The 19,486-nt window shown below is 56.8% G+C and carries 24 protein-coding genes and 1 pseudogene; 17 read left to right on the top strand and 8 right to left on the bottom strand.

Annotated elements, in window-relative coordinates; translation table 11 throughout:
* Position 1 precedes the first annotated feature (1 nt).
* Positions 2 to 181 carry a hypothetical protein gene (locus AC2FLE_RS14280; RefSeq protein WP_496697820.1) on the top strand — a complete coding sequence of 60 codons (180 nt, stop codon included), beginning with the start codon at positions 2 to 4 and terminating at the stop codon, positions 179 to 181.
* On the opposite strand, the gene map is transcribed toward AC2FLE_RS14280, so the two are convergent.
* From map to AC2FLE_RS14265, 3 genes are all read right to left on the bottom strand, one after another.
* Positions 169 to 981, bottom strand: coding sequence for a type I methionyl aminopeptidase (gene map / locus AC2FLE_RS14275; protein WP_271952408.1), 813 nt, complete (start codon positions 979 to 981; stop codon positions 169 to 171). The two genes, AC2FLE_RS14280 and map, sit on opposite strands and share 13 nt — an antisense overlap.
* 248 nt (positions 982 to 1,229) lie before the next feature.
* Complete coding sequence (locus AC2FLE_RS14270; RefSeq protein ID WP_496697819.1) at positions 1,230 to 1,688, bottom strand: hypothetical protein; 459 nt, start codon at positions 1,686 to 1,688, stop codon at positions 1,230 to 1,232.
* 187 nt (positions 1,689 to 1,875) lie between these two features.
* Positions 1,876 to 2,079, bottom strand: a complete 204-nt coding sequence (locus AC2FLE_RS14265; protein WP_496697817.1) for a hypothetical protein — start codon at positions 2,077 to 2,079, stop codon at positions 1,876 to 1,878.
* A gap of 903 nt (positions 2,080 to 2,982) precedes the next feature.
* On the opposite strand from AC2FLE_RS14265, the gene AC2FLE_RS14260 reads away from it, so the two are divergent.
* The 4 genes from AC2FLE_RS14260 (at position 2,983) to AC2FLE_RS14245 (ending at position 6,739) form a co-directional block, all read left to right on the top strand.
* Positions 2,983 to 3,201, top strand: a complete 219-nt coding sequence (locus AC2FLE_RS14260) for a hypothetical protein (protein ID WP_496697815.1) — start codon at positions 2,983 to 2,985, stop codon at positions 3,199 to 3,201.
* Positions 3,202 to 3,889: 688 nt separating this feature from the next.
* Positions 3,890 to 4,456, top strand: coding sequence for an OsmC family protein (locus AC2FLE_RS14255; protein WP_496692757.1), 567 nt, complete (start codon positions 3,890 to 3,892; stop codon positions 4,454 to 4,456).
* Positions 4,457 to 4,483: 27 nt separating this feature from the next.
* Positions 4,484 to 5,719 carry an NAD(P)-binding domain-containing protein gene (locus AC2FLE_RS14250; protein ID WP_496697813.1) on the top strand — a complete coding sequence of 412 codons (1,236 nt, stop codon included), beginning with the start codon at positions 4,484 to 4,486 and terminating at the stop codon, positions 5,717 to 5,719.
* Between the two features lie 12 nt (positions 5,720 to 5,731).
* The gene (locus AC2FLE_RS14245; protein WP_496697811.1) at positions 5,732 to 6,739 is read left to right on the top strand and encodes an NAD(P)H-dependent flavin oxidoreductase; all 1,008 of its coding nucleotides are present in this window, start codon (positions 5,732 to 5,734) and stop codon (positions 6,737 to 6,739) included.
* Here the strand turns inward: AC2FLE_RS14245 and AC2FLE_RS14240 are convergent.
* The gene (locus AC2FLE_RS14240) at positions 6,736 to 7,437 is read right to left on the bottom strand and encodes a winged helix-turn-helix transcriptional regulator (protein ID WP_496697809.1); all 702 of its coding nucleotides are present in this window, start codon (positions 7,435 to 7,437) and stop codon (positions 6,736 to 6,738) included. The two genes, AC2FLE_RS14245 and AC2FLE_RS14240, sit on opposite strands and share 4 nt — an antisense overlap.
* A 145-nt stretch (positions 7,438 to 7,582) precedes the next feature.
* Here AC2FLE_RS14240 and AC2FLE_RS14235 point away from each other — a divergent pair, with 145 nt between their 5' ends.
* From AC2FLE_RS14235 to AC2FLE_RS14215, 5 genes and pseudogenes are all read left to right on the top strand, one after another.
* Positions 7,583 to 8,143 carry a carboxymuconolactone decarboxylase family protein gene (locus AC2FLE_RS14235; protein ID WP_496697807.1) on the top strand — a complete coding sequence of 187 codons (561 nt, stop codon included), beginning with the start codon at positions 7,583 to 7,585 and terminating at the stop codon, positions 8,141 to 8,143.
* On the top strand, positions 8,140 to 8,547 hold the full coding sequence (locus AC2FLE_RS14230) for a DUF6632 domain-containing protein (RefSeq protein ID WP_496697805.1): 408 nt from the start codon (positions 8,140 to 8,142) through the stop codon (positions 8,545 to 8,547). Before AC2FLE_RS14235 ends, AC2FLE_RS14230 begins: the two co-directional genes overlap by 4 nt.
* Entirely contained in the window at positions 8,544 to 8,687 is a 144-nt protein-coding gene (locus AC2FLE_RS14225) for a hypothetical protein (protein ID WP_496697804.1), read from the top strand. Before AC2FLE_RS14230 ends, AC2FLE_RS14225 begins: the two co-directional genes overlap by 4 nt.
* Before the next feature lie 33 nt (positions 8,688 to 8,720).
* Positions 8,721 to 9,080 (top strand): annotated as a pseudogene (locus tag AC2FLE_RS14220) (GNAT family N-acetyltransferase); the annotation flags it as partial.
* A gap of 64 nt (positions 9,081 to 9,144) precedes the next feature.
* Positions 9,145 to 9,447 (top strand): GFA family protein, encoded by a 303-nt coding sequence (locus AC2FLE_RS14215; RefSeq protein WP_496697802.1) that lies wholly within the window; start codon positions 9,145 to 9,147, stop codon positions 9,445 to 9,447.
* Here the strand turns inward: AC2FLE_RS14215 and sfsA are convergent.
* A complete protein-coding gene (sfsA, locus tag AC2FLE_RS14210; RefSeq protein WP_496697800.1) occupies positions 9,372 to 10,088 on the bottom strand; it encodes a DNA/RNA nuclease SfsA in 717 nt (238 codons plus the stop codon). The two genes, AC2FLE_RS14215 and sfsA, sit on opposite strands and share 76 nt — an antisense overlap.
* Before the next feature lie 49 nt (positions 10,089 to 10,137).
* Between sfsA and AC2FLE_RS14205 the strand changes: the two genes are divergently transcribed.
* Genes AC2FLE_RS14205 through AC2FLE_RS14190 form a run of 4 tightly spaced genes read left to right on the top strand, consistent with a single transcriptional unit; the run spans position 10,138 to position 13,053 of the window.
* Complete coding sequence (locus tag AC2FLE_RS14205; RefSeq protein WP_496697798.1) at positions 10,138 to 10,860, top strand: competence/damage-inducible protein A; 723 nt, start codon at positions 10,138 to 10,140, stop codon at positions 10,858 to 10,860.
* The gene (locus AC2FLE_RS14200) at positions 10,857 to 11,585 is read left to right on the top strand and encodes a GNAT family N-acetyltransferase (RefSeq protein WP_496697796.1); all 729 of its coding nucleotides are present in this window, start codon (positions 10,857 to 10,859) and stop codon (positions 11,583 to 11,585) included. The genes AC2FLE_RS14205 and AC2FLE_RS14200 overlap by 4 nt, the downstream gene beginning before the upstream one ends.
* Positions 11,582 to 12,154, top strand: a complete 573-nt coding sequence (locus AC2FLE_RS14195; RefSeq protein WP_496697794.1) for a peroxidase-related enzyme — start codon at positions 11,582 to 11,584, stop codon at positions 12,152 to 12,154. The genes AC2FLE_RS14200 and AC2FLE_RS14195 overlap by 4 nt, the downstream gene beginning before the upstream one ends.
* A complete protein-coding gene (locus AC2FLE_RS14190) occupies positions 12,151 to 13,053 on the top strand; it encodes an OmpA family protein (protein ID WP_496697792.1) in 903 nt (300 codons plus the stop codon). Before AC2FLE_RS14195 ends, AC2FLE_RS14190 begins: the two co-directional genes overlap by 4 nt.
* Before the next feature lie 3 nt (positions 13,054 to 13,056).
* Here the strand turns inward: AC2FLE_RS14190 and AC2FLE_RS14185 are convergent, their stop codons facing one another.
* Entirely contained in the window at positions 13,057 to 14,019 is a 963-nt protein-coding gene (locus AC2FLE_RS14185; protein ID WP_496697790.1) for a sodium-dependent bicarbonate transport family permease, read from the bottom strand.
* 97 nt (positions 14,020 to 14,116) lie between these two features.
* On the opposite strand from AC2FLE_RS14185, the gene AC2FLE_RS14180 reads away from it, so the two are divergent.
* Positions 14,117 to 15,034, top strand: a complete 918-nt coding sequence (locus AC2FLE_RS14180) for a hydrogen peroxide-inducible genes activator (protein ID WP_496697788.1) — start codon at positions 14,117 to 14,119, stop codon at positions 15,032 to 15,034.
* 57 nt (positions 15,035 to 15,091) lie between these two features.
* On the opposite strand, the gene AC2FLE_RS14175 is transcribed toward AC2FLE_RS14180, so the two are convergent.
* Complete coding sequence (locus tag AC2FLE_RS14175; RefSeq protein ID WP_142639975.1) at positions 15,092 to 15,997, bottom strand: LysR family transcriptional regulator; 906 nt, start codon at positions 15,995 to 15,997, stop codon at positions 15,092 to 15,094.
* A gap of 228 nt (positions 15,998 to 16,225) precedes the next feature.
* Between AC2FLE_RS14175 and AC2FLE_RS14170 the strand changes: the two genes are divergently transcribed.
* Both AC2FLE_RS14170 and AC2FLE_RS14165 read left to right on the top strand, forming a co-directional pair.
* The gene (locus AC2FLE_RS14170) at positions 16,226 to 16,666 is read left to right on the top strand and encodes a DUF4399 domain-containing protein (RefSeq protein ID WP_496697786.1); all 441 of its coding nucleotides are present in this window, start codon (positions 16,226 to 16,228) and stop codon (positions 16,664 to 16,666) included.
* Between the two features lie 127 nt (positions 16,667 to 16,793).
* Positions 16,794 to 17,402 carry a LysE family translocator gene (locus AC2FLE_RS14165; RefSeq protein WP_496697784.1) on the top strand — a complete coding sequence of 203 codons (609 nt, stop codon included), beginning with the start codon at positions 16,794 to 16,796 and terminating at the stop codon, positions 17,400 to 17,402.
* 51 nt (positions 17,403 to 17,453) lie between these two features.
* On the opposite strand, the gene AC2FLE_RS14160 is transcribed toward AC2FLE_RS14165, so the two are convergent.
* Positions 17,454 to 19,481, bottom strand: a complete 2,028-nt coding sequence (locus tag AC2FLE_RS14160; protein WP_496697782.1) for a 2,4-dienoyl-CoA reductase FMN-binding domain-containing protein — start codon at positions 19,479 to 19,481, stop codon at positions 17,454 to 17,456.
* Between the last annotated feature and the right edge of the window lie 5 nt (positions 19,482 to 19,486).

Genomic DNA, 19,486 nt, shown 5'->3' with positions numbered 1-19,486 from the left:
TATGGACCGTGCACTGACCCCTTCGAATTGGTCACTTCCGCAAGAGGCTGACACCGCAACCGATCCCCAGCGCACGCCTCTGCGCGCGCCGGTTTTCATCCATGATGCGGTCACGCCATGGGGGCCGGAAACCCTGCTGCTAAAGCTGCTACGGGAACAGGCCGCGGATCAGGAAGAATAAGTCGGGTGGTACTTGCCGCCTGGCGACAGGGTAAAGATCTCGACCCCATCTGCCGTTACACCGACCGAGTGTTCAAACTGTGCCGACAGTGACTTGTCGCGCGTCACGGCGGTCCAGTCATCGGCCAGCGTCTTGGTCTCGGGGCGGCCCAGATTGACCATCGGTTCGATGGTAAAGAACATGCCCTCTTCCAGAACCGCACCAGTGCCCGGACGGCCATAGTGCAGAACGTTTGGCGGTGCATGGAAGACCCGGCCCAGCCCGTGGCCGCAAAAATCGCGGACTACGCTCATCCGGTGTGCCTCGACAAATGATTGAATCGCGTGGCCGATATCGCCGAACGTGTTGCCGGGTTTGACCATCTCGATGCCCTTGAACAGGGCATCATGAGTGATCTGGATCAACCGTTCGGCTTTGCGCGGCAGCTTTCCCGCTACATACATGCGCGAGGTATCCCCGAACCAGCCGTCGACAATAACGGTCACGTCGATATTCAGGATATCGCCATCCTTCAGCTTTTTGTCGCCGGGAATGCCGTGGCAGACCACATGATTGACGCTGATACAGCTGGCATGCTGATAGCCCTTATATCCAATCGTGGCCGAAGTTGCGCCTGCATCCTCGACCATCTGCGTGATGAGCCCGTCAATCGCGCCAGTGGTCTGGCCGACGAACACATGATCGGCAATATCATCCAATATCCGCGCAGCCAAAGCCCCTGCCGCCTGCATGCCGGCAAAGTCACCCTGTTCATAGATACGGATACCGTCCTTGGTCAGACGGCCACGATGTTCTTTCATCGATGCGAGGCTCCAAATATTTCGCGCAGCACCCTTTTTACGCTGCTTGTGCAGAAAGTACCAGAGGGCGCACGGTCGCGGGTTAAGATGGGGATCAATGCCGTGGCTTCAAGGATTGGTCGGATCGCCTTTGTTGGGCGCGTGCTTTTTCTGAGCACATTGCCCAGTCAGAGGGGGTGCTAATGTCGGCTTGGCGGACATTGCTGCCATTGAGCACATCCAAATTTCTTAGGCTTGAGGCATGTAGTTCATGGCCCGTCAGGCAACTCAACTTCGGGTGTCTGATCAGCCGTAGTGTATCGGATTCTTATACCTTTTTCATCGCGCCAAGTTTCATAAAAGTGCCCCAAATAGATTAAGTCACGGTAGTAACGCGAATGTCCATTCAAGTTTTCTTTTGTGATTTGGCCTTTGATACAGAAATCTTCGAGGGTTCTGTTAAACTCCAAAGGTTCAAGGGTGAATCCAAAGCACCAACCCTGCCCCTCATGCACTACATAAGCTCCTGAAATATGGCGATATAAATTGGAACCGCGCCACCATCCCGTGTCTCCGAATAGTTCTTTAGAAATCCGTTGACCGTTGTATGTAATCAAAACTTTTCGGTGCCAGTCGCTGTGAAACCCTTGCATAGGCCATATCGACATTGTGATCTGAAGATACTCTTCCGGCGTTGCGGAGGTCTTGTGAACCCGAGGATAAAACATCCAAGATAGCCCAAAAATGATGAGTGGAATTAGAGCCCATTTCTTCACGGTTCTGACTTTCTGCGTTCCTATTCAAAAGACTCATAGGCACCGCTTTTTGCAAATTTTTACTAAAAGATGTGCAGTAACTTAGGGCTCAAACTACCCCTTCAACGCTTCTGCATGAACGATAGTTTTTCGGCTAAGTTCACCCAGACCCCCTCAGCCGAAACCCGCGTGCCGTAGACCAGTTTCTCGGCACCCCTAGCTGCGCCGCCTCGAACGACGCTGCATAGGTCGGGTCGATATCTGCGGCCATGGCAATTCGTCCACAATCGCCGTTTTGCCATTCCACAACCTGAGCGATGATCCAGAACAGTTTTTTCAGTGATGGTATTACAGAAGACGTCATCACGGGATTGTCGCGCTTTTGCACGCTTCAGTTGGTCTCAAGGAACGCCTCTTTTCGCTTCAGAGGCAAGGAAGCCGATCCAGCTGAAATTGCGGCGACTTTGGGCGCGGATTATCTTGTCGAAGGTAGTGTGCGAAAAGCAGGGAGCCGGGTCAGAGTTTCGGAGCAGTCCTCCGACGCAATTTTGGTGATTGCAGTTGTGGTCGGATCGAAATGATCGTGAATTAGAGGATGTTTTGGAGGTTCAAGACGATGTGACACGAAGCATCGTGGCGGTCCTCCCCGGGCGGGTTCAGCACGATGTTGCCGATCGTTCGACCCGAAAGCCAGAAAATGAAATGAAGGCTTACGAGCTAATGCTAAAGGGCAAAGCCCTTCGCGAGGGCCTGAATGCCCGAGATACGGCATAGGCACGGGCCCTGCTAGAACGGGCGGTAGCCCTCGACTCGTCAATAGCGCGATCGTTCATGTACCTTTCAGATACCTATGTCATTGATATTTGGCTAGGGTTAGCGGTTACCGAAGCGACCAACCATGTATTGCACATTGCTCAAAAAAGAGGGCGGCACCGGACAACCGGGATGTCTACATCCAGGACCAACTCGGTTTCGCCTATTAGTGCGCAGGCCTTTGGCAAGAGGCTGAGACCCAGTTTGAACAAACGCTGTCTTTGATCGAAAACGAGGCAGAGTCCATGGCTTGGTGTGGATACGCCTTTTTTTGCTCTGGAGGCATGAGAAGGCGCGTGACGTCGTATCTGAGGCAATGCAGTTGGATCCTTTGCACCCCCCCCCCGGCCATCGATTGGATTATGGGACAGATACAATTCTTCTGCGAAGACTTCTAAGCGGCACTCGGTTTGTTGATGGGAGAGGCTCGGCTCAATTCCTTGTGACTGCATTCGTGGCGGCCTCCTACGCAAAGCTTGATCGTCAGGCAGAGGCCGAAGCAGCCCTCGTTGATTTTACAGCCGAACGTCGCGACGAACTCATGAGCCGAGATATCCTATTGAATGAAGAAACCGTTTCCACTCTCGCTCATGGGTTTCAGACGATGTGGCGGCAACCAGATGATTTCGAACACCTTGCTGCTGGCCTACGCGCAGCCGGTTTGCCCAGTTGAACTTAAGTATAGAAATTGCTTTCGACTTTGTAGGGCTGGACCAGACCTCGGAGGCAGAAGGAAATTCGGGGTTCAGTCACATTTACTTGGATGAGGACGGCCTAGAGCAGCCACTCGATCCGGCCCTGTCATGCTGCGGTGCAGCCCGCCATTGCCGCCGTTGATACATGGCGCAGCATTCATAGAGGATCAGTTTTGTTGTTGGGGCAAATCAATCCCTGATGAGTTTCTACTTAAGGGTACGATCGGATTGATTTGATTCCAGTTGCCTAACATCATGTCCAAGCCTGAACTCGGTGGTATCAATCCGGTCGCAAACCTAATATGCCTGCCTGCAACCAAGAGAGGACACCCAATGCCTAAATCCAAAAAGCCCAAGGCGAGGCGCCCGGGTGCAAACCCTGTCAAGAAGCCTGCTTGGCATCAAGCGCTCAACGGTACTGCCGGACAACATGGGGAGCGGCCTACCAAGACAGGCAAAAAGGCACAGAACAAATCGGCTTAGGCAAATAGCCAATTTCGCCAAATCCATCCTTCGCAATGCTAGCGGCGTTAGCTTCTTTTTCTTACTATCAAATATGTAGTGGATTGCTTTCGACCGTGAAGTATCACGCAGAGCGCGTGTTCCCTAGAAGTCGTCGTATCGAGCCGCACCGACAGCTCAACACACTTCTAAAGGAACAACACAATGACCACGCAACCCCAAGACAAGCCCGTTTCAAATGGCGTAAATACCGAGGCCCTGATCGGGGCACGGGGCGCATTTGCCGAGATGCCAAAAGCTGCGTCCTTCACATTCCGCAGCACTTGCGACTGGGTCGACGGCAGTGAAAGCCGCAACACCATCAATGGCTATTTTGGCCTGGGTGAAGAACACACACGCAAAGAAACTTTTTCAATTTGCTCGGACCATCCAGAAGTTTTCGCTGCTCGTGACAGCGCGCCGACCCCCCCGGAAATCGCATTGTCCGCATTGGCGAGCTGCCTGACCGGTGGCATCGCTGCAGTCGCGCAACATCGGGGCATCCAACTGCATGACGTACAATGCGTTGTCGAGGGTGATATGGATATGCGCGGGATATTGGGCATGGACCCCGACATTCGCAACGGCTTCAGCGCAGTCCGTGTGACCTTTGATATCGATGCGGACGCAAGCGACGATGACATTCGCGCTTTGGTCGCACAGTCACAAAAACGATCCACTGTTTTTGATCTTATGACCAATCCGACCAACGTACATGTGGTCGTCGCCTAGGCCGCGATTGCTACAGGAGCGAGCGTCATGCGACATATTTCGACTGTCATCATTGGCGCCGGGCAAGCCGGGCTCGCAATGAGCAAGTGTCTTTCGGACCGTTCCGTTGCGCATGTTGTGGTGGAGCGGGGCGAGGTGGCGCAGTCCTGGATGAAAGACAGGTGGGACAGCCTGCGGCTGCTTACTCCAAATTGGCAGTCAAGGTTGCCGGGGTATGGGTATAAAGGACCTGATCCGGACGGGTATATGAACATGCCCCAGATCACTGGTTATCTGCGTGACTATGCCCATGCGATCGATGCCCCGGTCGAAGAGCACACAGCTGTTCATTCTGTGACCTTTCATGGGAACAACTATTTGGTTCGCACCAACAAGGGCGATTGGATCTGCGACCATGTCGTTGTCGCCAGTGGGGCTTGCGCACGGCCTAAACTGCCTCAGTTGGCGGGCGCTGTTCCGGAAGGCGTCACGCAGCTGTCGCTCGGAACGTATAAATCGCCTGATCAAGTTGCAAAGGGCGGTGTGCTGGTGGTTGGAGGGTCAGCCAGCGGCGTGCAGATTGCCGCTGAACTCTGCAAAGCGGGGCATGCTGTGACCCTTGCCGTTGGGGAGCATATCCGTGCGCCGCGGCGTTATCGTGGGCGGGATATTCAATGGTGGATGGATCGTAGCGGCATTCTGGACGTCCGCGTCAAGGAAGTGGACGATATCGAACGCGCCCGCCGCGTGCCCTCGTTCCAACTGATGGGTGATTCTGGAATAGGCTCCATTGACCTGAATACGCTTCAGGCGATGGGGGTTGCAGTAACGGGTCGACTGGTCGGCATTCAAAACGGTATGGCGCAGTTTTCCGGCTCAGTTGCCAATCACTGTGCCATGTCGGACTTGAAGATCGGCCGCCTTCTTAAGCATTTCGACGACTGGGCCGAACGCGTGAACATTACAGGCCTTCCCGATGCGCAGCTGTTGCCCCCGACGTTATTGTCCAACCCGCCACACCTCATGTCCAATCTGAGAAACGGAGCGATCTGCACCATCATCTGGGCAACGGGTTATTCCCCCGAATTCAGTTGGCTGAAGCTTCCTGTGTTCGACCGGAAAAGCATTTTGGTCCACGATCAGGGCATCGTTGCACCCGGTCTATACGTCCTGGGATTGCCCTTCATGCGGCGTCGGAAGTCGGCGCTGATTGATGGCGTGGGCGGTGATGCGCAGGCCCTTTCCGATCACCTTATTGCCAATCGAAACCGCCACGCGGCTTGAAGGAGTTCAATCATGAACAAGGCGATCAAAACCCACGCAATTTCAACGGCGTTTACAGATCTGGTTGCGGTTGATCACCCTATCGCGCTGGCCCCCATGGCCGGCGCCGTGGAAAGCGACTTGGCTGCTGCTGTTGGCAATGCAGGCGGCTATCCGATCATGCCCTTCTCGTGGAGCAGCAGAGAGACTATTGAGGCTGAACTTACAAACCTGCGGGCAAAGACCGGTGCGCCATTTGCCGTAAACCTTTGCCTCGACATGCCGCAAGAAGCCCGATTAGAGCTTTGCCTATCGCATCGCCCTCATGCTGTGCATTTCTTCTGGGGGGATGCAGCGCCCTTCGTAAAACAAGTGCATGCCAGCGAGGCATTGGTAATCCAAACCGTCTCGTCTGCGAATGAGGCTAAATGCGCCGTTGATGCGGGCGTTGATGTATTGGTCGCACAGGGTTGGGAAGCAGGAGGGCATGTTCGTGGGACCGTTGCGACCCTGCCGCTGATCCCGGCCGTCGTGGATGTGGCAGGATCGGTGCCAGTTCTGGCGGCCGGAGGTATCTCGGACGGGCGCGGGTTGGCTGCGGTCCTCTGTTTGGGGGCCAGCGGCGTTGTCATGGGAACTCGTTTTCTGGCAACCCCAGAAAGTGCGGCGCATTCCGAATACATCGCACAGCTTTTAGCGGCCCAGCATTCAGACACAGTCCATGAGACCGATCTTTATAATGTTGGATGGTCAAATGCTGCACATCGCGTGCTGCGTAACGCCGTAGCGGATCGTTGGCTAGCAGAGGGTCGCCCCGGCAATCGGGCACGTCACCGGTCCGGTGAAACGGTTGCAATGCGAGGCATCACCCCAATCAAGGCCTATCAATCCACGACACCCCATCATTCGATGACCGGTGAGATTGAAGCGTTATCGATGTGGGCAGGTCAAAGCGTTGGCCTGGTGAACAGCACTGAACCTGCTGGAACGATTATCGACAGTATTATGGCACAGGCCGGCGCTGCGCTAAGATTGTCCTAACGTGTTGCCAAAATCTCTTCGGCATTCGGCAAGCTTGCAAAAATGCAATCGGAAAGCCAGCTTGATATATTACGTGTCAGAGCCGCCGGTCCGATGATCTCCATCGCGCCAGAGGCTTTGGCAGCCTTATAAGTCGTGTGACCCAACCAGGCATCCGCCATCGCGCGCACCTTGGTTGTGATGAATACGTCCACGTCCAGACCGGGGTCGGTTGTGCAGACATCAACATTGCCACCTTCAACCGTGATCCACCATTTCGGTTGCTCAGCGAAATCCGTAAACTGGAACAACACGATCGTTCTGCTGCCGGGCAGGTTCTCGGGAACAATACTTCGTTGAAGATAAAGCATCAAAAGCTCGACGTCGTAATCCGCGTCGCTCATAAACGCCTTTGACCATTCCATGCCCCAACTTCCAAGTGCCAGTAGGATTGGCTGCAGCTGCCGGCAGCTTGCGGTTGGTAGGTATTCGTGCCCCCGACCGCCTTGAATACGACGCTTATAGACAAGGTCATACTCCTCGAGCGTGACCAATCTGCGCGTCAAAAGCGTGGGAGAGATCGCGCCCAACCCACGCTGGAGCTCTGAAAAACGTGTGCTGCCCATCAACAGTTCGCGTACAATCAGCATGGTCCATTTTTCGCCCAAGATTTCAGTTGATTTGGCGATGGGGCACCATTGGCCATAGCTGTGCGACATCAAAGTTACTCCAGAAAGTGTAGTAAGGCACTCCAATCGGTATAGTGCTTTGCTCCAATCTGTAAAGCATCGCGTAGGGACGCCGTCAGATAGATCTCATGACATCAAGCAGCCCAACTGCGGATCTGCAAAACAGAGAGTGCTTATGACCCTATCCATACACACGCCCCAGACAGCGGCCCCACAATCACGTCCGATATTCAACGCGATCACGCAGGCACGTGGCTTTGTTCCTAACGTTTATGCCGTCTATGGCGGTCTTCCTGATGCGATGACCGGGTTTGCCGGGCTGACCGGCGCCTTTGGGAACAGCAGCCTGTCGCCCGCCGAACGCGAGGTGATCCAACTTGCGGTTAGCGTGGCCAACAAGTGCCGCTACTGCGTCGCGGGTCACACAGCTTTTGCTGCTGATGCCGAACTGAGTGACACCCACGTTCAGGCGATGCGTGAAGGGTGCGACCCTGATGATGATCGTCTTGGAGCCTTGGCGCGCTTTGCCCGGAAACTCACAACAGACCGTGGTCGTGACTGCACCGAAGAATACGCGGGATTTTTAGCGGCAGGTTATCACCCAGAGCAGGCGCTGGAGGTAATCATAGGCGTTGCAAACAAGACGCTAAGCAACATGACAGCCAACTTACTGGACCTGCCGCTAGACGCGGAATTTGCGCCCTATGCATGGACTCCTAAGGCAGACGCAGCATGAGCCCCGAAAGCCGCGCAAAGGGATTAAAGATCGCCTTGGCCCTGTTTGGGACCATCTGTTTTCTGATCTATCCACTGGCCGTTATCTGGCCTTCGGGGTGGGTCTGGCATGGTGGCGGAGGTCAGCACTATTTCCAGATGATCTGCGGTATTTACGCGGTTCTGGGATGGTTCCTGATCGGGGCATCCTCAGCCCCGCAGAACCACAAGAGCCTGATCAGTTTTACCATTTGGTCCAGTATCGTCCACGCAGCGATTATGGCCGCTCAAGTCAGCCGGGACCATATGGAGATCGGTCATTTGGTGGGCGATATCCCAGCCCTGATCGTTATGGCTGCGGTGCTTTGGTATCTGTCGCCACGCCGATCAGAGACACCCAGAACCAGCGAAGGAACACCCAAATGAAAACCGCAGCTCTGCAGCGCGTGGTCGTCAAGACCGCCCAGACACCCGCTGAAATCGCCGCCATACAAAACATGATGCGCGCCTTGGTTGATTGGTTGTTCGTGCGCCATCACGCCTATCGCGATCTTGTCGCTCGCTAGTTCGACCCGGTTGAATTTGAACGAGAGCTCTCAGACCTGCGTTGCATATATGGAGCGCCCACAGGAACGCTGTTAATCGCAACCATTGATAAGGAATTCGTTGGGTGTGTCGGACTGCGCGCACTCGATACAGAATATTGCGAAATGAAGCGCATGTTCGTCGTTCCGAAATTTCACGGGCAAGGCGTAGGTCAGGCTCTTGCAACGCATCTTACCCACCGTGCCCGCGAATTTGGGTGCTCGAGAATGTATCTTGATACCGGCCCAGAACAAATCGAGGCACGAGGATTGTATCAAAAGCTCGGTTTTAAGCCGATCAAACCCTATTATGATGTCAGCGAGGAAATGGCGGATTGGCTAACCTTCATGGTCCTGCAACTCGACCCACAATGACTGGATCAAGGTTGGGGACTGATTATAAAAGCACTGCGTGTAATGAAGCATTCCTCAGATACTCATGGAAGATATCTGCCTGGTCGTGACTGCTGACCCAATGATCGTACATTGTTGTCATTGCCGGATGTGCCAGCGGCAAACAGGCAGCGCATTCGCCGCAATCCCACTTCTTACGGCAGACAATGGGTGTTCAGATCAGGGAGGGCCAGCGCCCCGGTTTTCTTGCTCACGCAGAGAATCCCACGTTGCTAGAAGGTCGAATTCACAGGATGGGATCAAAGGGCCTTTTCAACGCTTCTGCATGAACGATTGGCTTTCGGTCACGTTTACCCAAACCCCTTCAGGCGATATCCGTGTGCCGTAGACCAGTTTCTCGACACCCCTAGCTTGGGCCGCCTCGAACGCCGCTGCATAGGTCGGGTCGATATCTGCGGCCAATGCAATTCGCTCACAATCGGTGCGCTGGACCAGATACAGCAGGATTGCGCGATGCCCCTCGTCCACCATAGCTGTCAGTTCCCCTAGATGTTTGGTTCCGCGCGCTGTGACGCTGTCGGGGAATTCGGCCAGACCGGGTTCGCGAGACAGGGTCACGCATTTGACCTCGACATAAGCGTCCTGAAGGCCCGGCTGGGTCAGCAGGAAATCAACGCGGCTGTTCTCGCCGTATTTCACCTCGGGGCGCACAGTTTCATAGATTGCCAGTTCGGGGATCTCCCGCGCGATCAATGCCGCGCGCAACGCCCGGTTCGGGACGGATGTATCCACGCCGGTGAAATGCCCGTTTTCGTGATCGACCAGCCGCCATCCGTATTTCAGCTTTTTCTTCGGGTCGTCATTGGGCTCCAACCATATTTTCTCGCCCGGTTCGGCCAGTCCCATCATCGAGCCGGGATTGGCGCAATGCGCTGTCACCTCGCGCCCGTCCTCAAGCCTGCAATCGGCTAGAAAGCGTTTATAGCGGCGGATCAGGTGGGCGGGGACAAGAGGGGTTTCAAATCGCATGCTTCAGGGCCTATACCTGCGGAAAGGGTCGATCAAGGGGGCGCAGGCCATGCAAAATCCAACCGCAGCCATGCTGGTGATCGGGGATGAAATCCTGTCGGGTCGCACCCGCGACGCAAACATGCATTATCTCGCGCAGGAGCTGACCAAGCAGGGGATCGACCTGAAAGAGGTCCGTGTGGTCAGCGATGACGCCGCTGCAATCGAAGCCGCCGTTCAGGCGTTGTCGGCAAATTTTGATCATGTCTTCACCAGCGGCGGGATTGGACCGACCCATGATGATATCACCGCCGATTGCATCGCCCGTGCCTTTGGCGCGCATATCGACATCCGCGACGATGCCCGCGCTTTGCTTGAAGCGCATTACGAGAAATCCGGGCTGGAACTGAACGCTGCCCGTTTGCGCATGGCGCGCATCCCTGATGGTGCCGCGCTGATCGACAATCCGGTTTCGACCGCGCCAGGCTTTACCATCGGCAATGTTCATGTGATGGCTGGGGTGCCCTCGGTCTTTCAGGCGATGGTGGCGAGTGTATTGCCGGGTCTGACCGGCGGTGTGCCTCTGCTGTCCCAGACCTTGCGGGTGGATCGCGGCGAAGGCGATATCGCCGCCCCCCTTGCGGCACTCGCCGCGGATTTTCAGGATCTGTCCATCGGGTGTTATCCGTTTCAGATCAACGGTGTGTTTGGCGCCAATGTGGTCATTCGCGGAACCGAAGGTGCCCGGATCGACGCGGCCTCAACCCGGTTGGCGAAAGAGCTTGGTCTGTGAGCGTTACCTGGCCTGACGTCGTCGAGGGTACATGGCCATCTGCGCAGCGCCAAAAGCTGGGGCCGTTTCTGGTGCGTCAGGGTCTGGGCGGCGGATCGCGGGTAAGTGCGGCCAATGCGCTGGGGCCTGCCTCGGATGAGGATATCGCGGCGGCCGAGGTCGCGATGCAGGCACTGGGGCAAAAGCGCATCTTTTGCCTGTGGCCAGGGGACGAGGCGCTGGATACGCAGCTTGAAGGCCGGGGCTATTCCGTGTTGGATCCGGTCAATATTTACACCTGCCCGGTTGAGCATCTGACTGATCTTCCGCTCCCCCGCGTAACGGTGTTCTCGATATGGGAGCCGCTGGCAATCATGCGTGAGATCTGGGCCGAGGGCGGGATTGGACCAGAGCGGCTGGCCGTGATGGAGCGAGCCCCGGGTCCAAAGACCGGCCTGCTGCTTCGCCATAGTGACCAACCTGCTGGTACCGGGTTTGTTGCGATGCACGGGGACGTGGCCATGGTCCACGCACTTGAGATTTTGCCCGCTCATCGCCGTCAGGGCCTGGGCCAATGGGCGATGCGCGCGGCTGCGCTCTGGGCACAGGATCAGGGCGCCGTGACGCTCAGCGTGATTTGCACCAAGGCGAATGCGGGTGCCAATGGCCTTTATCGCGCGCTTGGGATGGAGCTTGCCGGAGAATACCATTACCGTCAGCTGGCTGAAGGAGAGAACCCAAAGTGACCGATCTTACCCCACCCACCGCGTTGAACCTTCCGATGGTGGATCCGCTGCCGCCGGAGACGCAGAAATATTTCGACATTTGCGTCGAAAAGCTGGGTTTTGTGCCCAACGTTCTGCGGGCCTATGCCTTTGACATCGACAAGCTGAACGCGTTCACCGCGATGTATAATGATCTGATGCTAGCGGATAGTGGGTTGTCCAAGCTTGAACGCGAGATGATCGCGGTGGTCGTGTCGGCAATAAACAAGTGTTTCTATTGCCTTGTCGCACATGGGGCGGCTGTCAGGCAGTTGTCGGGTGATCCGCAACTGGGCGAAATGCTGGTCATGAACTACCGGGTTGCGCCTTTGGATCAGCGGCAGCGTGCCATGCTGGATTTCGCGGCCAAAATGACCACCGAAAGCACCAAGATCGAAGAGCCCGACCGACAAATTCTTCGGGTTGCTGGGTTTAGCGACCGCGATATCTGGGACATTGCCAACGTGACCGGCTTTTTCAACATGTCGAACCGTGTTGCAAGCGCGACCGCGATGTCCCCCAACCCCGAGTATCACGCCCAATCAAGATGATCCGCCGTCTCGTTATATTCCTGTTGCTCATGGCATCGCCTGTTGTCGGGCAGGAGCTGACGCTTCCTTCGGGTACGCGATTGGTCAGCGACCGCACGAGCCCGTTGGACAGCTATGACCTGCCCACTGGCCCCTATACCGACGGAGCAGTCCCGGCGCGCCGGGTCGAAGGGCGGGTCGAGCGCTATACCTGGCGGCTGCAGGCCGGGTCCAGCACCACTTTGCAGCTGCTAGCCCCGTTGCGGGAACAGATCAAAGCCCAGGGGTATGAGGTTCTCTTTGACTGCGACGCCCGCAGTTGCGGCGGCTTCGATTTTCGCTTTGGAACCGAAGTTGTCCCCACGCCTGACATGTATGTGGCCATCCAGGACTATCGCTTTTTGTCCGCTGCCAAGGGCGACGAAGTTCTGAGCCTGTTGGTCAGCCGAAACCCGCCCGATGGCTATGTGCAGATGATCCGCGTGTCACCTGAAGGGGCCGAAGCCGCGCCTCCGCTGGTGATCGAAGAAGCGGTCGATCAGGCGCAGGGGCTGTTGGCAGAGCTTGCCCAAGAGGGCCACGTGATACTGGGCGATCTGCATTTTCGCACGGGTGAAATAACCTTGGGTGAGGGGCCTTTCGACTCTCTGAATGAGATTGCGCAGTATTTGTCGGACAATCCCGGAACGCGGCTGGCTCTGGTCGGGCACACGGATGATACCGGCGCACTCGAGGCCAACATATCGGTCAGCACCGGCCGGGCGCAGACTGTGCGCGCCCGGCTGATCGAGAAATACGGCGTGGCCGCCGACCGGGTCGAGGCGCGGGGGATCGGCTATCTGGCTCCGATCACCTCGAATGCAACGCCTGAAGGTCGCGAACTGAACCGCCGGGTCGAGGCGGTTCTGCTGATCAACTGATCCCTACATCACCCACCACAGGTACAGCGGCAGTCCGATCGTGATGTTGAACGGGAAGGACACGCCCAGCGACAGGGTAAGATAGATCCCAGCCTCTGCCTTTGGCAGCGCGATCTTCATCGCAGCGGGCACAGCGATATACGAGGCCGATGCGGACAGGACCATGAACAGGAACAGGCTGCCTTCGGGCAGACCGATCACCGCCCCGACCACCCAGGCCATCGCAGCGCCGATCAGGGGCATCAGCACGCCAAAGGCAAACAGACCCAGCGAAAGCTTATCGCGGTTCTTGATCAGGCTGCGCCCCGCGGAAATGCCCATATCCAGCAGGAAAAGGCACAGGATGCCGGTGAAGGGCGTGACGATGAAGGGCGCAATCATCTGCATCCCTTCGCCACCCGTAACAGCGCCGATCAGGAAGGCCCCGGTCAACAGGACAATCGACCCGTTTGCCAACAGATCGCGCCACAGCCCATTGTCATTGACGCCCTTGCTGCTGGTTTTATGCGCCAGCCAAAGGGCCGAAAGGATGGCGGGAACCTCCATCGCGGCGGCGACAGCAACCATGAAGCCGTCATGATCAAGACCCACCAAATCCAGCAGGCTGGTTGCGGTGACGAAGGTCACGATTGAGATTGATCCATAATGCCCGGCAACAGCCGCCGCATTCAACGCGTCCAGCCGCGTCATGACCCGGAGCAGGCCGAATGCCACAAAGGGGATGACAAAAGACAACGCCACACCGCCTAGCAAAGTCAGGAACAGATCCATGTGGATGCCATGCTCGGCCAGGCTGCTGCCGCCTTTGAAGCCGATGGCCAGCAGCAGATACAGCGACATGAACTTGGCTGCCCCACCGGGGATCGACAGATCGCTGCGGGCAAAAGCCGCGAGCAGCCCGAGGACGAAGAATAGGATGGTCGGCACCAGCAGGTTGCTGGAAAGGGTTTCGATCACGCTGGGCATTTTTGGCTCCTGTCCCGGTAGTGCGGGCTAAGTGCCTTGCCTATTTTTGTTATCCCAATACTATCTTTCTAAATTTAGGATAGTTAGAAGCTATGAAATGCGCCCAACATTAAGACAGCTGGAATATATCGTTACGGTTAGCCGACTGGGCCGGTTTGGATTGGCGGCCGAGGTTCTGAATGTCAGCCAGCCTAGCCTCTCGGCACAAATTGCGTCTGTAGAACAAGAGCTTGGCCTGCGCATCTTTGATCGCAACCGGGGCGGTGTTCAGGTCACGGCCAAAGGCCAAGAGTTCATCGAACGCGCCCAGAAGATCCTTGCCGATGTCCGGGATCTGCGCCACGCGATGAGCAGCGAGACACCGGTTTCGGGACGGTTAAGGCTGGGCGTGTTGCCCTCAATCGGGCCGTATCTGCTGCCTCAGGTCATCAAAAAGGTCCATCAGGATCGCCCCGGTCTGCGCGTTGTCGTGCGCGAGGAAAACACCCGTGATCTGGAACAAGGGCTGAAATCCGGTCGGTTCGATCTGATCCTGTCCACGCCCGAGGACCATCCGAACACAATCCAGCAGCGCCTGTTCAACGAATCCCTGTGGATCGGGGTCGCTGTAGATGATGTGCTGGCGGGTGATACGCAAGGTGTCACCGCCCAGGATTTGCGAGACCGGCTGATCCTGACCCTGGACCAAAGCCACCGTCTGTCCCGGATCGTCTATGCGCTTGCGGCGGAATGCGGCGGGGTGGTGTCGGATGAATACGAGGGCACCACGCTTGATTCCATCGTGCTGATGGCGGCTTCGGGGGTTGGGGTCGCAGTATTGCCGGACCTCTATGCAAGGCGTCAGGGCATTTACCGCGATGAGGTCCGTCTGCGCCCGCTGACAATCGCAAATGCCAACCGCGATATCGCGCTTCTTTCCCGCAGAAAAGAAGCTGATCTGCCCGGACAGAATATCCTGATCCAATCCTTGCGTACGGTCGCGCAGAGTATGGGGCTGGCCGTGATCAGCGACTAAAAAAATGGCCCACACAACATGTGCGGGCCGTTCAGTTTCCACCGGGAGAAATTTGAATTACCAGTCCATCGGACCTTTTTCGTTGAAGGCATCGACGAGGAAATCAATGAATGCCCGCACCTTGGGCTGCGTAAAGCGACCGGGCGGGTAGACGGCATAAACGCCTTGCACTTCATCGGGCAGCGACGGCATTGCGTCGACAACTTCGCCCGACTTCAGCGCGTCGGAATAGAGATAGCTGGGCAGATGCGCGATCCCAAGCCCCGAGACCGCAGCGTTCAACAAGGATTGCCCATCATTCACGCTGAGCCACCCGGCGGTGCGGACCTGACGTTTTTCACCCGAAGGTGCAGTCAGTTTCCACACATTGCCCGAAGACTGGCTGGAATAATGTAACAGCTTGTGTTCGTTCAGGTCGTCGATCTTTTGCGGACGCCCGAATTTCTCGATATAGGTGGGCGCGGCGACCATCCGCTTGACGGTTTCGGTCAGCTTGCGGGCGCGCAATGTGCTGTCTTCCAGCTCACCAATCCGCACGGCAACGTCGAACCCTTCCGAGATCAGCTCGACATAGCGATTGTTCAGCACCATATTCACCGTGATGTCGGGATAGGCAGCTAGAAATCCCGACAGAACCGGAGACAGGTGATTCACGCCGAAATCTGTCGCCACACTGATCCGCAGCAGACCAGAGGGGGCAGATTGCATCGAGGTGACCAGCGCATCAGCCTCGCCCGCGTCATTCAGAACGCGGCGGGCCCGGTCATAATAGGCCAGCCCGATTTCGGTTGGTGACACGCGGCGCGTCGTGCGGTTCAGCAGTCTTGCGCCCAGGCGTGCTTCCAGGCTGGAAACGTGCTTGGACACAGCCGATTTTGAGATGCCCATTTTCTTGGCCGCGTCGGTGAAACCGCCTTGGTCCACCACGTTGGCGAAGGCTTCCATTTCGGTCAGTCGGTCCATTCTTGTTCCCCAGGTGTAGGTTCTTTAACTGATCTTTACGTCAAATCTGGGCGGAAACAGGGCGGACATGGGATAATATCAGGGATTTGAATCGGATCGTTTGCGCTTGGGAAACTCTGAAACAGTGGTTTCCATATGGGCCACAAGCCTTTTGACAACGGGTATCCTCGATTTCGGGCCGAAACATGCTACCATGAGGATGGCAAATTTGTGACAACGGAGAAGATTATGAAAGCTGTTTTAGCTATTGCCGCAACCTGCCTGTCGGCGACATTTGCTCTGGCCGGGGGTGAAACACCATCAAACCCCGAAGCGCAGGTCTATTTTGTGAAATTGTCTGACGGCGACGTTGTCCAATCTCCGGTCACCGTGGTCTTTGGCCTCAGCGGCATGGGGGTCGCGCCGGCGGGTACTAAAAAGGAAAACACCGGGCATCATCATCTGCTGATCGACCGACCGCCTTTGGGGCAGGGAGAGGACGGTGCGGATGAGTTGTCTTATGGTCTGCCCGCAGATGACAATCATATCCATTTTGGCGGCGGTCAGACCGAGGTGACGCTGGAAATGGCTGCAGGCGAACATACGCTTCAGCTGGTTCTGGGCGATGCAGGTCATGTGCCGCATTCCACGCCCATCGTGTCCGAGGTGATTACGATAACCGTTGAATAAGCGATAAGAGACGTCTGCTGTTGGTATCCGGTGGGCTTTCAGGAATGTCGCCGGGCCACGGTGATGTATGGCGTTTACTTTTCCTTTCGAACCGGAAATTCTGCGTGCTAGGAAAGGGAGGGCTAGGATGTCGACAGAGTTTCTACTGACGTCTCTGATCGTTGTGCTTTTACCGGGCACCGGCGTGATCTATACGCTTGCGGTTGGGTTGGGGCGCGGCTTTTGGGCCAGTTTTGCGGCGGCGATTGGCTGTACCATAGGGATCATACCTGCTGCGCTGGCCAGTATCGTCGGTCTTGCGGCCCTGCTGCATACCAGCGCGCTGGCCTTTCTGGTGCTAAAATACCTTGGGGTGCTGTATCTGTTTTACATGGCCTGGGGGATCGTCCGGCAAGGCGGAGCATTGGATGTACAGAGCCAGAAACCCGCAAAAGGGTATGTGAAGATTGCAATCACGGGCACCTTGATCAATGTGTTGAACCCCAAGCTATCTTTGTTCTTTCTGGCCTTTCTGCCGCAATTCATTCCTGCCGGTACAGGTGCCGCCGAAGCAGAGCTGATCAAGTTGGCCTTGTCCTTCATGGCCATGACCTTTGTCGTCTTTGTTGGCTATGGCGCTTTCGCTGCGGTGGCACGCGACTATGTGATCCAGCGGCCCACTGTCATGGCTTGGGTCAGGCGCTGTTTCGCCGGGGCCTTTGGGGCATTGGGTGCAAAGCTGGCGCTGGCCGACTGACCCCAATACCAGCAGAGCGATTGGCCCGGTTCTGGACCGGGCCAAGGCATATCAGAAAGTGGTTGCCAGCCGCGTGCCCTGATTGATGGCCCGTTTGGCGTCTAATTCGGCTGCAACATCCGCGCCGCCGATCACATGTGGGGTAATGCCACGTTCGATCAATGTATCGGCCAGGCTGCGGTCAGAGATCTGGCCCGAGCACAGAACAATCGTATCCGCCGCAATTACCGTCGGGTTCTCGCGTGCTTCGCCGAAACTCACATGCAGCCCGTCATCGTCGATCCGCTCATAATTCACGCCACCGACGAAATTGACGTTTTTCATCTTCAGCGTTGCGCGATGAATCCAGCCGGTGGTCTTGCCCAACCCTTTGCCATGGGCTTGCGCCTTGCGCTGCAGCAAAGTCACCTGGCGCACGGGGGCGGCAGGTTGTGGCCCTTCAGGTGCCAGCCCCGAGCGATGCTCGGCCGGGTCGGTAACGCCCCATTCCTTCATCCAGGCAGGCAAGTCGGTGGTGATGCTGTGGCCTTCTTCCAGCAGGAATTCGGACACGTCAAAGCCGATCCCACCTGCTCCGATCACGGCCACTGATTTGCCAACCGGGGTCTTGTGGCGCAGGACGTCGATATAATCGACGACATTGTCACGGTCCTGACCGGGGATTTTCGGATCACGCGGGACGACGCCGGTGGCGATCACCACCTCGTCATAGCCGGCCAGATCGTCGGCGCCCACTTCGCGCTCAAGCTCTACCTTAACGCCCAAATCGGCAATTATGGTGTGGTACCAGTCGACCAGACCCCAGAATTCCTCTTTGCCCGGAACCTGCTTGGCCATGTTCAACTGACCGCCGATCTCACTGGCGCGGTCAAACAGGGTCACGTCATGGCCGCGCTGGGCGGCGGTCATTGCGGTCGACAGACCTGCGGGGCCCGCGCCGACGACGGCAACTTTCTTGACGCTGTCGGCCTGTATGATCACCAGTTCAGTTTCGTGACAAGCGCGCGGGTTTACCAGGCACGAGGTCAGTTTGCCCTGGAATGTGTGGTCCAGACAGGCCTGGTTGCAAGCGATGCAGGGTGCAATCGTCGCCGCCTCAGCAGCGATGGCTTTGTTGACGAAATCCGCATCTGCCAGCATCGGGCGGGCCAGCGAGACCATGTCGGCGCACCCCGTGGCAAGAACTTCTTCGGCGACTTCCGGCGTGTTAATCCGGTTCGACGTGATGACCGGGATCGAGACCTTGCCCATCAGCTTTTTGGTCACCCAAGCAAAGGCCGCGCGCGGAACGCTGGTGGCGATGGTGGGAATCCGCGCCTCGTGCCAGCCGATGCCGGTATTAATGATCGTGGCACCGGCCTGTTCGATCCGCTGCGCCAGTTCCACAACCTCATCATGAGTAGATCCGTTGGGAACCAGGTCAATCATCGACAAGCGGTAGATGATGATGAATTCCGTGCCGACGGCCTCGCGCGTGCGCCGCACGACCTCGATCGGCAGGCGCATCCGGTTCTCATAAGAGCCGCCCCAACGGTCCTCGCGCTTGTTGGTGTGAGTCACCAGAAACTGGTTGAGGAAATACCCTTCGGATCCCATGATCTCGACCCCGTCATAGCCCGCTTTCTGGGCCAGGACCGCGGCGTTCACGATATCGCTGATCTGTTTCTCGATACCCTCTTCGTCCAACTCGGTCGGCGGGAAAGGAGAGATCGGAGATTTCACCGGGCTGGGTGCGACACATTTCGGCCCGTAGGCATAGCGCCCCGCATGCAGGATCTGCATCGCGATCTTGCCACCGGCCTCATGCACCCGCTGGGTGACGATGGAATGGTTTGCCACTTCTTTGTCGTTGGTCATCATTGATGCCCCCGGCAGTACCGAACCTTCAAGATTTGGTCCGATCCCACCAGTCACCATCAGCGCCACGCCACCGCGCGCGCGGTCGGCATAGAACTCGGCCACCCGATTCCAATCGCCAGTCTCCTCAAGCCCGGTATGCATCGAGCCCATCAGCACGCGGTTCTTCAGCGTGGTAAAGCCCAGATCCAGCGGGGCCAGCATGTTTGGGTATGCAGTCATCCAGA

It is taken from the genome of Ruegeria sp. CDSA077, from assembly GCF_059612265.1.
This window is presented reverse-complemented; position numbering and strand designations above follow the sequence as displayed.